Origin of the sequence: Pseudoalteromonas sp. Z9A6, assembly GCF_011378805.1 — a bacterium.
GTDB classification, from domain to species: domain Bacteria; phylum Pseudomonadota; class Gammaproteobacteria; order Enterobacterales; family Alteromonadaceae; genus Pseudoalteromonas; species Pseudoalteromonas distincta.
This window is the reverse complement of the sequence record NZ_WTKZ01000008.1, coordinates 106,178-121,850: the sequence shown is the minus strand read 5'-3', so window position 1 is coordinate 121,850 and position 15,673 is coordinate 106,178. Positions and strand designations below refer to the sequence as shown.

12 protein-coding genes are annotated in these 15,673 nt (G+C 38.8%); 11 read left to right on the top strand and 1 reads right to left on the bottom strand.

Annotation, left to right across the window (positions count from 1 at the left end; genetic code table 11):
• Positions 1–591 precede the first annotated feature (591 nt).
• From GQR53_RS05350 to ihfA, 5 genes are all read left to right on the top strand, one after another.
• Complete coding sequence (locus GQR53_RS05350; RefSeq protein ID WP_024596168.1) at positions 592–1,647, top strand: DUF2066 domain-containing protein; 1,056 nt, start codon at positions 592–594, stop codon at positions 1,645–1,647.
• Complete coding sequence (gene hda, locus GQR53_RS05345; RefSeq protein WP_002960693.1) at positions 1,647–2,357, top strand: DnaA regulatory inactivator Hda; 711 nt, start codon at positions 1,647–1,649, stop codon at positions 2,355–2,357. Before GQR53_RS05350 ends, hda begins: the two co-directional genes overlap by 1 nt.
• Before the next feature lie 344 nt (positions 2,358–2,701).
• A complete protein-coding gene (gene pheS, locus GQR53_RS05340; protein ID WP_039486289.1) occupies positions 2,702–3,682 on the top strand; it encodes a phenylalanine--tRNA ligase subunit alpha in 981 nt (326 codons plus the stop codon).
• A gap of 15 nt (positions 3,683–3,697) precedes the next feature.
• The gene (pheT, locus tag GQR53_RS05335) at positions 3,698–6,085 is read left to right on the top strand and encodes a phenylalanine--tRNA ligase subunit beta (protein ID WP_165743089.1); all 2,388 of its coding nucleotides are present in this window, start codon (positions 3,698–3,700) and stop codon (positions 6,083–6,085) included.
• Between the two features lie 2 nt (positions 6,086–6,087).
• On the top strand, positions 6,088–6,387 hold the full coding sequence (gene ihfA, locus GQR53_RS05330) for an integration host factor subunit alpha (RefSeq protein WP_002960690.1): 300 nt from the start codon (positions 6,088–6,090) through the stop codon (positions 6,385–6,387).
• A 238-nt stretch (positions 6,388–6,625) separates the two neighbouring features.
• Here ihfA and GQR53_RS05325 read toward each other — a convergent pair whose 3' ends face one another.
• Positions 6,626–7,426: a DUF2989 domain-containing protein gene (locus GQR53_RS05325; RefSeq protein WP_165743088.1), complete on the bottom strand. Its 801-nt coding sequence runs from the start codon at positions 7,424–7,426 to the stop codon at positions 6,626–6,628.
• Between the two features lie 174 nt (positions 7,427–7,600).
• Here GQR53_RS05325 and GQR53_RS05320 point away from each other — a divergent pair, with 174 nt between their 5' ends.
• The 6 genes from GQR53_RS05320 (at position 7,601) to GQR53_RS05295 (ending at position 15,653) form a co-directional block, all read left to right on the top strand.
• Positions 7,601–9,043, top strand: coding sequence for a glyceraldehyde-3-phosphate dehydrogenase (locus GQR53_RS05320; RefSeq protein WP_002960684.1), 1,443 nt, complete (start codon positions 7,601–7,603; stop codon positions 9,041–9,043).
• Positions 9,044–9,226: 183 nt separating this feature from the next.
• Positions 9,227–10,354: a M14-type cytosolic carboxypeptidase gene (locus tag GQR53_RS05315; RefSeq protein ID WP_165743087.1), complete on the top strand. Its 1,128-nt coding sequence runs from the start codon at positions 9,227–9,229 to the stop codon at positions 10,352–10,354.
• Between the two features lie 376 nt (positions 10,355–10,730).
• Positions 10,731–12,233: an alanine/glycine:cation symporter family protein gene (locus GQR53_RS05310; protein ID WP_165743086.1), complete on the top strand. Its 1,503-nt coding sequence runs from the start codon at positions 10,731–10,733 to the stop codon at positions 12,231–12,233.
• A 139-nt stretch (positions 12,234–12,372) separates the two neighbouring features.
• Complete coding sequence (locus tag GQR53_RS05305) at positions 12,373–12,699, top strand: hypothetical protein (protein WP_002960680.1); 327 nt, start codon at positions 12,373–12,375, stop codon at positions 12,697–12,699.
• A 1-nt stretch (position 12,700) separates the two neighbouring features.
• Positions 12,701–12,982 (top strand): DUF1315 family protein, encoded by a 282-nt coding sequence (locus GQR53_RS05300; RefSeq protein WP_007378333.1) that lies wholly within the window; start codon positions 12,701–12,703, stop codon positions 12,980–12,982.
• Positions 12,972–15,653 carry a DUF349 domain-containing protein gene (locus GQR53_RS05295; RefSeq protein ID WP_165743085.1) on the top strand — a complete coding sequence of 894 codons (2,682 nt, stop codon included), beginning with the start codon at positions 12,972–12,974 and terminating at the stop codon, positions 15,651–15,653. Before GQR53_RS05300 ends, GQR53_RS05295 begins: the two co-directional genes overlap by 11 nt.
• Positions 15,654–15,673 lie beyond the last annotated feature (20 nt).

Genomic DNA, 15,673 nt, shown 5'->3' with positions numbered 1-15,673 from the left:
CCCGACTAGAAATAGTCGGGCTTTTTTACGTCTGCATAAAAGTAAAATGTGCGCAATTAACATATACTCATATCGCGACACAAAGATAGTGTAGCATTTCACTGTGGCTCTCCACCGCTGTGGGCACTACGACATCCTACTGCGTAGCGCACCGACTTCAAATTGTAGAGAGCCCGACTAGAAATAGTCGGGCTTTTTTACGTCTGCATAAAAGTAAAATGCGCGCAATTAACACCCACTCATATCGCGACACAAAGATAGTGTAGCATTTCACTGTGGCTCTCCACAGTTGTGGGCATTACGACATTCTACTGCGTAGCGCGCAGGCTACAAATTGTAGAGAGCCCGAGTAAAAATAGTCGGGCTTTTTTTACGTCTGTAGAAAAATGAAATATGCGCAATTAATATATACCTACAGCAATGCCCATCTCGTAGGTCGGGCGAGCGCAGTGACTCCGGACGTTAATTTAATCTTTTTTACTTTCTATAAAAGCTAATTACTCTCATTTCCTTAGATAACAAATTTAATTTTGCTTTGTTACTGTCTTTGATTTAGGATCAAATCAGTTTAAAACCAAGAACTAACAGCCTGTGTATAGATTATTAATTAGCGCCATATCCATTTTATTTTGTTTTTCTGTGTCGGCAGTTGAAGTAACTGATCTATATCAAGATATTTTAAAAGTGGATGACAAAACACGAGATACTCGATTAGCTGCGAGCCGTAAAGCTTTGCTTAATGTTTTAGTGAAAGTAAGCGGTGATGAAACTGCAGATCAAAATAAATTAGCACAGCAACGTACTAAAGATATTTCTGATTATATGCTTAAGTTTGAATATGACGAGAGAGCAAATGGACAATTGAAACTCGTTGTTAAATTTGAAGCTCGAAAGATCAACGCGCTAATCAAAGAGTTAAACTTACCTTTATGGGGAGTACAACGTCCATTAGTCGCAATATGGTTAGGTATTGAAGACAATTGGCGCAGAGAATTGGTAACACAAGAAAGTTACCCGCAGTTAGAGCAGTTAATTTATGACAAAGCAGGGCGTCGTGGTTTACCTGTCGTTGTTCCATTACTTGATTTACAAGATCGACGTCTAGTAGGTATTCCTGAGGTGTGGGGTAACTTTTCAGAACCAGTAGAAGAGGCCTCTAGACGCTACAGCGCTGAGCGAAGTATTACAGCTAGAATGTATAAAGAAGCAGATAGCGAAAATTGGATTTTAGATTGGCGTTTTACTAATGATGATCAATTTGATTCAAATCGATTAACGGGTGATAAACAGCAAATAGTGAGCCAGATGATTGACACCTTAGCGCGAGGCCTTGCAAGCGAGTATGCAATTGATCCAAATGCTTATTATGAACAAGCAACTGCTACGCTCACGTTAAAGGGTACACAAAGTTTTGTTGATATAGAATTAGCGAAACGAAGATTATTGAGCCTGAGTGTTGTTACGCAAGTCAAAATTGTTCGTAAAACACCGGAATTTGTTGAATTTAAACTAAACCATACTGGTAACTTGAGTGATCTTAAAAAAGGGTTAGGGCTAGACTCTTCATTTAAAGATTATGAGGATCCACGCGCATTTTATCATGTTGTTGATAAAAATAGCTTAGAGTATCAATGGGTAACACCATAATGCTAATGTCTGAGCCGATGCAAATGGCACTACCGGTTACTTTACCGGATGACGAAACATTTGCATCGTATTTTGGGGGAGAAGACTCATTGGAGGTTAATCACCTAAAAGATAGCTTTTCCAAATTAGCAAAAACGTTTCAGTATACATACCTATGTGGTTTAGGTGATTCGGGCAAGTCTCATCTTTTATATGCAACCTGCATAAAAGCACAAGAGCGTGGCTTATCTAATATGCTACTGTCTATGCGCGAAGTAATTGACTTTGGACCTATGGTATTAGACGGTTTAGAAGCGCTTGATGTTCTATGTATTGATGACGTGCATTTAGTTGCAGGGAATGATGCGTGGGAAAAAGCACTATTTAACTTTTTTAACCGGTTTAACGAACCCGGCAAAATGTTAGTAGTAACTGCTGATTTACTTCCTAGCATGCTCAATATATCTCTGCCTGATTTAGAGTCTCGTTTAACGTGGGGAACAACCTTTCAAATTCGTTCTATGAGTGATGACGATAAAGCACAAGCACTTGTTAAGCGCGCTCACATGCGCGGCCTTGAATTAAGTGATGAGTGTGCACGCTTTTTATTAACCCGTTTAAGCCGTGATATGCGAGCTTTATTAGATGTACTCGACAAATTAGATCATGCATCTATGGCTGCACAGCGAAAATTAACTATTCCTTTTATAAAATCAACGTTAAAGCTGTAGTAGGTCTAGAATCTAGACCCTGCTTTCAGTTATCATAAGCTATTATCAGAGCGTGTTTACCTTTCCTGATTGGAATTTGTTTAACTTAAGGGTGCTTTAATCGCGTCGTGAGGACATTAGCATAGTTTTTATATGCAATACCCGAACAACAAAGAGAGTAGCCACAAGATAAACACTTCGAACAACATGCGTTTGGTCTTTATTTAGGGTTATTGCATGACTTATGTAGGAAACTACAGCCCAATGCTTAACCTTATTTAATAGCCAACCACACAGTTGAAAAGCAATCTTGAAAGGCCAACACGCTCTTAAGCAATCACCTTCTGTGAAAGATCAGGTATCGAATGAACTTAGAAAACATATTAGCGCAAGCACTTGAGGCGGTAGCCAGTGCCAGTGAAATAGCGCAGTTAGAAGATATCAGGGTTAATTACCTTGGTAAAAAAGGCGAAATCACTAGCTTACTTAAAACGTTAGGTAAAATAGCACCTGAAGAACGTAAAGAAGCAGGCCAAGTTATAAACCAAGCTAAACAAGATGTGCAAGTTGCTATTAACGAAAAGCGTGAATTGCTTGCAAGTAAAGCACTTGAAGAAAAGCTAGCTGCTGAAACTATAGATGTAACTCTACCAGGGCGTGTTATGCCTACCGGCGGTTTACACCCAGTTACGCGCACTATTGAGCGTATAGAAAGCTTTTTTGGTGAGTTAGGTTTTGAAGTTAAATCTGGTCCAGAAATCGAAGACGATTTTCATAACTTTGATGCGCTAAATATCCCTGAGCATCATCCAGCACGTGCTGATCACGATACCTTTTATTTCAATCCTAAATTAGTACTACGCACACAAACCAGTGGCGTGCAAATTCGTACTATGGAAACTGAGCAGCCACCACTGCGCATTATTTCACCTGGACGTGTATACCGTAATGATTACGACCAAACACATACACCAATGTTCCACCAGGTTGAAGGTTTAATGGTTGATACCGATGTTAGCTTTACTGAGTTGAAAGGTATTTTGCATGATTTTTTACGTAACTTCTTTGAAGAAGATATGGAAATTCGTTTCCGTCCTTCATTCTTCCCGTTTACAGAACCTTCAGCTGAAGTAGATGTTATGGGGAAAGACGGTAAGTGGTTAGAAGTACTAGGCTGCGGCATGGTACATCCAAATGTACTTAAGTCTGTGGGTATTGACCCAGAAAAATACACCGGCTTTGCCTTTGGCATGGGTGTAGAGCGTTTAACAATGTTGCGCTATGGCGTAAACGATTTGCGTGCATTTTTCGAAAATGACTTAAAATTCCTGAACCAGTTCCGTTAAGAGTGAAACAATAAAATGAAATTTAGTGAAAAGTGGTTAAGAGAGTGGGTTAATCCTGCTATTGATACGCAAGCTCTTTCGGAACAGCTTTCAATGGCTGGTCTAGAAGTTGATGGTGTTGAGCCTGCTGCTGCCAAATTTAATGGCGTAGTTGTTGGTGAAGTTGTTGAATGTGGTCAACACCCTGATGCAGATAAACTGCGTGTTACCAAAATTAACGTAGGTGGCGATGAGCTACTTGATATCGTGTGTGGTGCACCAAATTGTCGTTTAGGTATTAAAGTTGCTGTTGCAACTGTGGGCGCTGTACTTCCTGGTGACTTTAAAATTAAAAAAGCCAAACTACGCGGCCAACCTTCAAACGGAATGCTATGTGCTTTTGTTGAGCTAGGTATTAGCGAAGAAGGCGACGGCATTATGGAATTGCCAAGCGATGCACCAGTAGGCACTGATTTACGTGACTACCTAGGTCTTGATGACAATATTATTGATGTTGATTTAACACCAAACCGTGGTGACTGCTTAGGTATAAAAGGCCTTGCTCGTGAAGTAGGTGTTTTAAATAGCATTGACGTAAATGTATTAGATATCCCAGCGGTTACGCCAACAATTGATGACAAAGTATCAATTGAGCTAGTTAACGAAGATGCATGTCCTCGTTACCTTGGCCGTGTGATAAAAGGCATTAACCTTGATGCAGAAACACCGCTTTGGATGGTTGAAAAGCTACGTCGCAGTGGCGTGCGTTCAATCGACCCAGTAGTTGATGTTACTAATTATGTATTACTTGAACTTGGTCACCCAATGCACGCGTTTGATTTAAATGCGATTGAAGGTGGTATTAAAGTTCGTAGTGCAAACGCAGGTGAAGAACTTGTTTTATTAGATGGTAATACCGCTAAATTAAACGACACAACACTTGTGATAGCCGATCATAATAAAGCACTTGCAATTGCAGGTATTTTTGGTGGGGAGCAATCAGGTGTTACAGATAAAACATCTGATATATTACTTGAAAGCGCATTTTTTAATCCTGTAGCAATTGCAGGGCAAGCACGTAGCTACGGTTTACACACTGATGCTTCACACCGTTATGAACGCGGTGTTGATTTTGCTCTACAACACGATGCAATGGAACGTGCAACAGCACTTCTTCTTGAAATTGTGGGTGGTCAAGCAGGCCCTGTAGTTGAAGCTGTTGCGGCTGATAAACTACCGAAAGTGACTGAAGTACGTCTTCGTCGTGCGCGTTTAGACCGTGTTATTGGGCATCATATTGAAGATGCTAAAGTAACAGACATTCTTACGCGTTTAGGTCTTGATGTTAAAGTAGAAAATGAAAGCTGGAGTGCGGACGTACCAAGCTACCGTTTTGATATTCGCATCGAAGAAGATTTAATTGAAGAAGTAGCACGTGTTTACGGTTACAACAGCATTCCAAATGTTGCACCAACTGCAAAACTTAAAATGACGACACATAATGAAGCAACTATTGCGCTTAGCAAGTTCCGCAATACGTTAGTGACTCGTGGTTACCAAGAAGCAATTACATACAGCTTTGTAGACCCTAAAGCACAAGCTATTTTACACCCTGAGTGTAAAGCAATGGTATTGCCGCATCCTATTTCAATTGAAATGTCAGCAATGCGTGTAAGTTTAATGCCGGGTTTATTAGCGTCTGTAGCGTATAACCAAAATCGCCAACAGCCTCGTATTCGTTTATTCGAACATGGTCTTAAATTTATAAGCGACGAAAGTGCAGAAAACGGTGTTTACCAAGTACCGGTTATTGGCGGTGTTATAACAGGCCTTGTAAATGGCGAGCATTGGGTTGAAGAAAAACGTAATGTTGATTTTTACGATTTAAAAGGTGATGTTGAAGCCTTACTTGCAATTACCAATGACATTACTCGCTTTGAAATTAAAGCCGAGCAGTCAGATGGACTTCACCCTGGTCAATCAGCAGTAATATATGTTGATGGTAAAAAGGTTGGTTTTTTTGGTGCTTTACATCCTCAAGCTCAAAAGTCGTTAGATATCAACAACGCAACTTTTGTTTTTGAAATTGAAATGTCAGCAATAGAAAAAAGAAATTTACCGCAAGCAGAAGGGGTGTCTAAATTCCCTTCAAATCGCCGCGACATCGCGATTTTAGTGGCAGACAGCGTTAAATCTGGCGACATTTTAAGCGTGATCGAAAAAGTTGGCGGAAATCAATTGGTTGACCTAAACTTATTCGATGTGTATAAGGGCAAAGGTATTGAGCCAAATGATAAGAGTTTGGCGATTGCTCTAACACTGCAAGCGGTTGATAGAACACTCGAAGAGAAAGATATCAATCTAGTAGTTGATAACGTGGTGGCCGAATTGGCCGAACAGTTTAATGCATCGTTGAGGGACTAGATATGGCGCTTACTAAAGCCGACATAGCTGAACACCTATTTGAAAAGCTCGGGATCAATAAAAAAGATGCCAAAGATTTAGTTGAAGCGTTTTTTGAAGAAATCCGCTCAGCGCTAGAAAAAGGCGAGCAGGTTAAGCTCTCTGGATTTGGTAACTTTGATCTTCGAGACAAAAAAGAAAGACCAGGCCGTAACCCGAAAACAGGCGAAGATATTCCTATTTCGGCACGTCGCGTGGTGACTTTTCGACCAGGTCAAAAGCTTAAAACCCGCGTAGAAGTGGGCACAAGCAAAGCAAAATAAAAAAAGGCAGCGTAAGCTGCCTTTTTATTTGCCTGAATAACCTAGTTATTAAATTATACCAACCTGCATAAATCTTTGATCAATTTAACGAATTAAATTGCACTATAACGTCGTTAAAATTTTTTATTTAGAACAACTAGATACAAAAATTTTTGCCTAGTTCTAGCGTAATTTCCTTAACGTTAAATAGACCCCATAAATAAGCAGATTGGTATTAGGTTCTTTTTGCGATTATAAATTAAAACTCCCGAGGAGATACAAAATCACCTGCCATTATTTGCTGAAATGTTTGCTCTGCAAGTACATCTAGGCTATCTAAGCTTTTACCATTTGCGATTAATTTCTGCTCAATTTCAAACACATCAATATTTTCAATCCCCGACATTTGCGCTACTTTAGAAAATATATATGCGTGCTTAAACTTATCATGTTTATAAAAAAGACTAATAAGTGATGTATACACTTCAGGATTTGGTATGTTGTCTTTTTTATTGAGCTCTAGAGTTTTATAAAGTAAATCAATAGTTTTTTCATCATCAAATTTAATATAGTACGATGCTAAAAAAAATTGCATTTCGGCACTTTGCGTTACACTTTTATCATTTTCTATAGCCAATAATTTAGTCAACGCACTTTGGTTGTTATTTCGTGACCATTGGTAGTAGAGCAAACCTGGGTGGTTTGTATTTTGGGTATCTTGATATAATCGAGTCATTTCTTTAATGCTCGTTAACTGACCATCAATACGTGACGTTTTTTTAGCTTTTAACTTAATATGTTCAATTTTAGCGGCCAAAGTTATGCATTGGTTATAAGATTCAAAGTCCTTGAGTAATTGGTATTTATTTTTATCAGAAGGGTCTTTGTATTCTATGTAGCGTTTGATAATTACATCAGAACGCTCATCTTTACAGTGGCTGTCTTTGTTTAAGTCGCTACAAAAGCCAGGTGTTTCTTTGCACACTTGTGCGAGTGTTAACGGTTCTTCACACCCAGCCAATGTTAGCAAACCCAATAGTACACTTGCTTTTTTAAGCATCCCTTAACCCCAAATGAATATTTACTTTGTTATTCTAACGCAATCATTTAACGCCTAACAGTAGAGAATAACTTCAGTTTAAATTAGAATAGCCCTGCCTGAAGTGCATTACTCTCAAAATATAGTGCATTTTTAAAGGCTATCCGTTCAAAATGATAAACTTAGGTAAATAAAATGACCTCATCTCACGAGTTAGAATACACAAATAGTTGGCAAGAGCGCCAAGATTACGCAGAAAGCATGCAACCAATTATTGGTAAGCTTTACCGTAATCGTGGTATCGAAATAGCTGTATATGGCCGTCCTCTCGTAAATGCCAGTACTATCGATATTATCAAATCTCACAAAACCGTTGCTCAGTTTGAAGGCACTAAATTACGTTTGCGCGAAAGCTTCCCATTTTTAGAAGCTATCAGCAAAATGGAATTAAACTCAGCACGTATTGATATTGGTAAGCTTGCATATAGTTATTTGTTCACTGAAGCCGCAAAAGGTCGTTCAGTAGAAGAGTTTGTAAAAGATGAACTTGCAGAAATAACAGACTCACCAGCGAAAGAGCCACGCGATGTAGTATTGTATGGTTTTGGTCGTATCGGTCGTTTATTAGCGCGTTTATTAATTGAAAAATCAGGTCCATATTCAGATTTACGTTTGCGCGCTATTGTTGTGCGTGGTGGTAAAGATGGGGATCTTGAAAAGCGTGCAAGCTTACTGCGTCGTGATTCAATTCACGGTCCATTCAATGGCTCAATCACGATTGATAAAGAACGCAATGCAATTAAAGCTAACGGTAGCTACATTCAAGTTATTTACGCTAACTCTCCTAGCGAAATTGATTACACTCAATACGGTATCGACAATGCATTAATTGTTGATAACACAGGTATTTGGAAAGACGAAGCGGGCCTTGGCCAGCATCTAGAGTGTAAGGGAGCTGCAAAAGTATTATTAACAGCTCCTGCAAAAGGCAATATCAAAAACATCGTATATGGTGTTAATAACAAAGATATATTACCTGAAGATAAAATTGTTTGTGCAGCAAGCTGTACAACTAATGCAATTACACCAACGCTTAAAGCATTAAACGATAAGTTTGGTATCAATAATGGCCATGTTGAAACTGTACACTCGTACACGAACGATCAAAACCTTATTGATAACTACCACAAAGCAGAGCGCCGTGGCCGTGCCGCAGCACTTAATATGGTAATTACTGAAACAGGTGCTGCAAAAGCGGTTTCAAAAGCATTACCAGAGCTTGAAGGCAAGTTAACAGGTAACGCAATCCGCGTACCTACACCTAATGTGTCGCTAGCTATTTTAAATCTTAACTTAGCAACAAGCACATCAGTTGAAGAGCTAAACGCATTTTTACGCGATACAGCACTTCATTCAGACTTACGTGATCAAATTGATTACACTGCATCAACGGAAATTGTATCTACCGATTTAGTAGGTAGCCGTTACGCAGGTGTTGTTGATTCACAAGCAACAATTGTTGAAGATAACCGTATTGTTTTATATGTATGGTACGACAATGAGTTTGGTTACAGCTGCCAAGTAGTACGTTGTATGCGCGATATGGCCGAAGTGTCATTCCCAAGCTTACCTCGCTAATTTATTTGCAGTGACTTAAAAGCCAGCATGTTGCTGGCTTTTTTGGTCGTGTATTATTTTTAAAGCGTATGCCTTGTGATAGGCTTTAATTAAGAAAATGCACATTCGTTTTACTATTTATAAAATAATGTCAGTTCTGTGAATTAATAAGCAGATAAACTTATTCAACCTAAAGGTTTTTTCATGAAAATCAGCAGCAATTTCGACAGTGGTAATATCAAAGTTATTGAAGCCACCGATCCTTTAAATATTCAATTAGAAATTAATAAAGATCACCAGTCTGAATTTTATCAGTGGTTTCACTTTCGTCTTGAAACAACACCTTACCAATTGCATAAGTTAAATATTAATGAGCTTGATAAATCAGCTTACCCAGATGGTTGGGAAGGGTATCAAGCCGTTGCATCATATGACCGCCAAACATGGTTTCGTGTACCATCAAGCTATGAAAATGGCACATTAAGCTTTGAAATTGAACCAGAGTGCGGCAGCGTATATTTTGCTTACTTTGCGCCATACAGTTACGACCGCCATTTAGATTTATTATCTTGGGCACAAAGCCAAGGCGCTTGCCAATTAATAACGCTTGGTGAAACACTCGATGGCCGCGATATGAATGTGCTTAAAATTGGTGAGCCAAGTGAAGACAAGAAAACCATTTGGATCACAGCACGTCAACACCCAGGTGAAACAATGGCGCAGTGGTATGTTGAAGGTCTACTGCACAAACTTCTTGATGACGAAGACCCACATGCAGCTGCGCTCTTATCAAAAGCAGTATTTTACGTTGTGCCAAATATGAATCCAGACGGCAGCGCACGCGGACATCTTCGTACTAACGCTAAAGGTGTTAACTTAAACCGTGAATGGCAAACACCAAGCATGGAAAATAGCCCTGAGGTTTACTTAGTGCTTAATAAAATGCGCGAAGCTGGCTTAGATATGCACCTAGACATACACGGCGATGAAGCTATCCCATATAACTTTGTGGCAGGCAGTGAAGGTATTCCAAGTTACGATGAACGCTTAAAAGGCTTAGAAGATAGCTTTAAAGCTGCGCTTTTAACTATTACACCAGAGTTTCAAGATGAGCATGGCTATCCAAAAGATGAGCCAGGTCAAGCTAACCTTACGGTAGGTTCATCAGCTACGGCTGAAGAATTCAAAGCATTAACGTACACAATTGAAATGCCATTTAAAGACAACAACGATTTACCTGATCCAGATTATGGCTGGTCAGATCGTCGTTCGTATCAATTTGGTCAAGATACATTAGCGGCTATTGTTAATGTTGTTGATGATTTAAGATAAAACGCTTATCTAAATGGGTATCAATAGTTTTGATACCCTTTTTGCTTTTAATAAAACCCTTTGTATAAAAAAATAATCATGTAGCAGCTTTATTCTTAAAACGTTTTCAACGCTTCTTCGCTGCGTATCATCACCGTATCGGTACAAATCAATCTACTTTCATTTAAATACTACGGATGTAGTGCCTTTCGCCAAGTGTGTAATTATATATTTTGAAAATTAAGTGTTAACAAAGTTAGGTTACTTAAGTTAAGATTAATTAAATCATGAGTCGGGACGGGAGAGGTAAAACCTTATTTCGTAAAGCTTATGTAGCGAAGTAGCTAAAGCAGAGTCTCGTAATTAAAAATAATAAATATAACTATAGAGGATATCCATGGAAGCTTTTGTAAGTGCTGTTAATGATGTTGTTTGGAGTAATGCACTCATCTATTTATGCCTAGGCGCAGGCTTGTTTTATTCAGTATTAACTCGATTTGCTCAAGTTAGACATTTTAAAGAAATGTGTAAGTTATTATTTAGCCCTAACACGTCTGATAAAGGTATTTCATCTTTTCAAGCCCTTGCAGTCTCGTTATCTGGACGAGTAGGTGTTGGTAATATCGCAGGTGTTGCAGCGGCTATTGGTTTTGGCGGGCCAGGCGCAATTTTTTGGATGTGGGTTGTTGCTTTTTTAGGCGCAAGTACCGCATTCGCAGAGTCTACTTTAGGCCAAATTTATAAAACAGAAGAAAACGGGCAATATCGTGGTGGCCCAGCGTATTATTTTGACCGTTGTTTAGGGCAAAAATGGCTAGCTGTTTTATTTGCTGTTTCGGCAATTATTGCCTGTGGTGTTTTTCTACCTGGTGTACAAGCAAATGCGGTAGGTAATGCGTTTACCCAAGTGTTTGGCAATGGCAACATGGTTTCTACTAGCTTTGGTGATGTAGGTAGCTTTAAATTAGTCGCTTTAGCAATCATCCTTATTGTTTTAGCGTTTATTATTTTTGGCGGTATAAAACGTATTGCGAACTTTACGCAAATAGTAGTGCCATTTATGGCACTGGGTTACATCGTACTCGCACTAATCGTGGTATTTTTAAATTTAGATAAAGTGGGCGATATATTTTATTTAATTATTAATGATGCATTTACTGCGCAGGCAGGTTTTGGTGCCGCTATTGGTTGGGGCGTTAAACGTGGTATATATTCTAATGAAGCTGGCCAAGGTACTGGGCCTCATGCAGCAGCTGCAGCAGAAGTTGATCACCCAGCTCAACAGGGGTTAGTACAAGCTTTTTCTGTTTATGTTGATACTCTTTTTGTATGTACTGCAACAGCATTAATGATTTTAATAACGCAGCAATACAACATTGTGGGTGAACTACCAGCAGGGCAATTTATTGTACAAAATGTCGATGCAGCGACTGAAGTAGGATCAGCAGCCTTTACTCAAATGGCTTTATTTAGTGTATTTGGCAGCTTCGGACAAGCATTTGTCGGTATTGCATTATTCTTCTTTGCCTTTACCACAATACTTGCTTATTACTTTATTGCAGAGACAAACATTGCTTACTTAAATCGTTACTTTAAAGGCAATATCCCGCTTGTCCTTGTGAAATTTGTGATTATGTTTATGGTTGCATACGGTATGGTTAATAATTCAGGTTATATTTGGACTATTGGAGATATTGGCGTTGGCTTAATGGCTTGGATTAACATATTGGGTATTTTAGCTATTTTCTTTGTAGCTAAGCCTGCTTTGTTATGTTTGAGCGATTATGAGGATCAGAAGAAAAAAGGCGGAAAAATCACATTTGACCCAGTTAAATTAGGGATTAAAAACGCCTCGTTTTGGGAAAAGCGTCTAGAAAAACAGTCTAAAGACGCTGAGTAACTAAACTTAGTGGGCAACTTATAAAATTATAGCCCCTAAATCAGTTGTTGGTTTGAATTCAAAAAAGACAACGAGAAATAAAACAAGTACAATAAAGGCGCCGAAAGGCGCTTTTTTTATGCGTAGTATGGAGAGAAGTATGGCGATTATTCGTTGCCCAAAATGTGCAAAATCAATTTCAGATAAACATAAGCAATGTCCTCATTGCGAAAGCAACATTGCAGAGCTAAACGACGAGCAAGTTTTACAGCTTCAGCGCGAACAGCGAATTAAAAAAAAGCAGATGTTTATAAATCACTCCTTTTTGGCGCTTATCTTATTTTTAGGTGGTTTTTTCTGTTTGTACTTTTTACAACCGCAAGAAGAAACACTTCAGTGGTATGCTTACACTGCCGCAATAGGCATAGGCTGTATCTGGTACCTTATAAATCGTATTATTTTAGTGACTCTAAAAAAGAAAAAATGACATGAATATTGACAATCTTGTACAAAATATTACTCCCGAATTATTCGAACGCTTACAATACGGTGCTTCTACTGGCAAGTGGCCAGATGGTACCGTTTTATCAGATGAACAAAAGCAACAAACAGTGCAGTTGGTTATGTTGTATCAAGCAAAGGTGGCTCAATCAAACGAGCAATTTACGATTGGTGCTAATGGTGAAATGATCCAAAAGACAAAAGCTCAACTACAAAAAGAATTCAAATCAGACAACGAAATAGCTAGGTTTAGTGAACATGATCTTTAAGCACCTTTTTACACCTAAGTGGAAACACCCAAAGCAACAAGTACGTCTTGATGCTATCGAAAAATTAGACATTGAACGTGATGCAACCATATTAAACACGTTAGCACTTGAAGATAGCTCAGCTGAAATTCGCCGTAAAGCGCTGCAAAAGGTAAATAATTTGCCGCTATGGTGGAAAGCGTATAAACAAGATCAAGCATTAAAAGATATAGCAGAGCTGCAAATATCTAATGCTGTTTTAAATAGCGAAAGTACACTAACAGCGCAAATCAAAAGTGAATACATAGAGCGTTTTGCACCTGTTAAAACACTCGAAAAGTTAGCATTTGCAGAAAAAGAACTGCAAGTACGCGTTAAATTATTAAAACGTTTAGCAAATCCAAAATTAGTAGAAAAAGCATTTAAAGAAGGTGGCGAAGAGCTACAAACTCAGTTAGTTGAACTTGTTATTACCCATCAACTAATTAAGCCATTAGTAAAACATGCCAAAGGTGATGCAAAAACAGCACTTGAAACGCATATTGAAAATGAGCGTTTAGCAATTGAAATGCCACTTCAGGTTGAAAGTGCAACACGTGTTATTTTAGCTAAGTTAAATGCTTTACGTGAAAAAACAGACTTTGGTGTTGTAAATTCACAAGCCGGCGAATTAATGGCCCAGTGGCAAGCACTTGAGCTTAAATGGTTAAGTGATGAGCGTGTAAAGCTTCTTGATGAAAAATACACTTCGATTACCACTAAGTTAGATGTACACATTGAACAGCTAAAAGCAGTACATGACAAAGAGCAGCAGCAATTAGCGCAACAACAGCGTCAATTATTAGCACTTGCAACACTTGAAGCTTTGGGTGAAGAAATTGAAAATGCCTTACAGCTTGGTCTTGAAACTCCAGAGCAAATTCAACAAGATTGGCTTGATGCAAAAGTAGCGCAAGCTAAGCAAGCTATTAGCGAAACAGAACTTGCTAATAATGCACAATCAAAACTCGCTGTAAGCAAGTTAGAAAAACTATTTACTCAAGTTGCTAAATTACCCGAGCTAACAACGGCTATTAAAGAGTACAAACTCGCTTTTGCAGCATTATGCGAAATTAAGCCAGCAGAAGATTTAGCACAATACGATGCAACTCTAACTGAATTTAATAATGGCTTTAAAGCAGCGCGTAATCATTTGAATATTTTAGATGGCGCACTGCAAAGTACCTTTAAAACACAGTTAAATGGGCATAAAAAGCAATTTTTAGCACCAATGAATGAGCTAGTTAAGCCACTTGAAAAAAACCAAAGCCAAGCAAAGCGCAAAGCTCGTGATGTTAAGCGCCTAATTGAGGAAGGTCGTTTTAATGTTGCTTTTGGCGTGTTTAAAGGCTTTGAAGAGTTATTTGATACACTTACTGAGCAATACCAGCAGCCACTTGTGAACATAAAAGCAGACCTTGAAGCGCAACTTGCAGATGCGAAAGATTGGCAAAAATACGCTGCAGCACCAAAGCGTAAAGCTTTATTAGAAGAAGTAAGTGCATTAGTAAGCGAAGAGTGTACAGATCCACAACAACGCGCAGAGCAAGTAAAAGCGCTACGTAAACGCTGGAATGAGTTAGGTCGTTTAGATACAGATGAAGAAAAGCAACAAGGTGTGCAGTTTGATGAACAAATCGAGTTGTTATTTGCGCCTTGCCGTAGTTACTTCGCAGAGCAAGAAGTACAACGCGAGGCCTCAAAAGCACAACGTGAAAGTATTATTAACGACATGCATGCGCTCCATTTGCAGCCTACTGCTGAGGATGACTTTGATTGGAAGCAATATGAAAGCCAATACAATCGTTTAAATAAAGCGTGGCGCAGTGTGGGTAAAGTTGACCCTAAAACATACCGTACACTAAACGATCGTTATAAAAATGAGCAACAACAAGTACTGGCTTTATTAAACGCATTTCATAAAAGTAATGCAGCACTTAAAAATGAACTAGTAGAAAAAGCGCAGCAATTATCACAAAGCGATGATTTAGCCGCTGCTTGCCAAGAGTTGAAGCAAATGCAGCAGCAATGGCAAACCATTGGCTTTGCTGGTTTAAAAGCTGAAAATGCGTTATGGCAAAAGTTTCGTCAGTATAACGATGAAACATTTACTAAGCGTAGTAGTGAGTTTGAGCAGCAAAAACTCGAGCAAAACGAGTCAGATAAACAAGCAATTGCAGAACTTGCTGAGCTTGAAGCAGCACTTAGTGATGTTAATCAAAGAGCGCAGTTGCACGACCTAGAAACAAAAGTGAAAGGGTACACGCAATTTAGATCGTTAGCGCCAAAGGTTACTAAGCTACTAGCTGCTATTGAAGATAAACTTGCATTGCTTACAAGTAAATCTGAGCAAGCTAATTTAGATGCATTAATTACTGCACTTGAAAACAATGAAGCGTTACCAAGTCAGTATCAAGCACCGCTTAAAACAACATTAAGTAAAGAGCAACTTATTACTCGCATGGAAATACTAGCGAACGTAAGTTCAACCGATAAGTCACTTAGAATGGCAGAACAAGTAGCCATGCTAGATGACAAACATCGTGGCGATCATGCTGATTTAAACTATTATTTAAAACAGTTATTAGCGCTCAGTGACGGTTCAGTTGAACCTGACACACTAACGCGACTTAAAGCGACACTTGCAGCTTAATAAAACCAGCATAATATGTG

Coding starts and splice junctions, on each gene's coding strand:
- hda (WP_002960693.1), top strand. CDS start 1,647: ATGCTAATGTCTGAGCCGATGCAAATGGCACTACCGGTTACTTTACCG.
- pheS (WP_039486289.1), top strand. CDS start 2,702: ATGAACTTAGAAAACATATTAGCGCAAGCACTTGAGGCGGTAGCCAGT.
- pheT (WP_165743089.1), top strand. CDS start 3,698: ATGAAATTTAGTGAAAAGTGGTTAAGAGAGTGGGTTAATCCTGCTATT.
- ihfA (WP_002960690.1), top strand. CDS start 6,088: ATGGCGCTTACTAAAGCCGACATAGCTGAACACCTATTTGAAAAGCTC.
- GQR53_RS05325 (WP_165743088.1), bottom strand. CDS start 7,426: ATGCTTAAAAAAGCAAGTGTACTATTGGGTTTGCTAACATTGGCTGGG.
- GQR53_RS05320 (WP_002960684.1), top strand. CDS start 7,601: ATGACCTCATCTCACGAGTTAGAATACACAAATAGTTGGCAAGAGCGC.
- GQR53_RS05315 (WP_165743087.1), top strand. CDS start 9,227: ATGAAAATCAGCAGCAATTTCGACAGTGGTAATATCAAAGTTATTGAA.
- GQR53_RS05310 (WP_165743086.1), top strand. CDS start 10,731: ATGGAAGCTTTTGTAAGTGCTGTTAATGATGTTGTTTGGAGTAATGCA.
- GQR53_RS05305 (WP_002960680.1), top strand. CDS start 12,373: ATGGCGATTATTCGTTGCCCAAAATGTGCAAAATCAATTTCAGATAAA.
- GQR53_RS05300 (WP_007378333.1), top strand. CDS start 12,701: ATGAATATTGACAATCTTGTACAAAATATTACTCCCGAATTATTCGAA.
- GQR53_RS05295 (WP_165743085.1), top strand. CDS start 12,972: ATGATCTTTAAGCACCTTTTTACACCTAAGTGGAAACACCCAAAGCAA.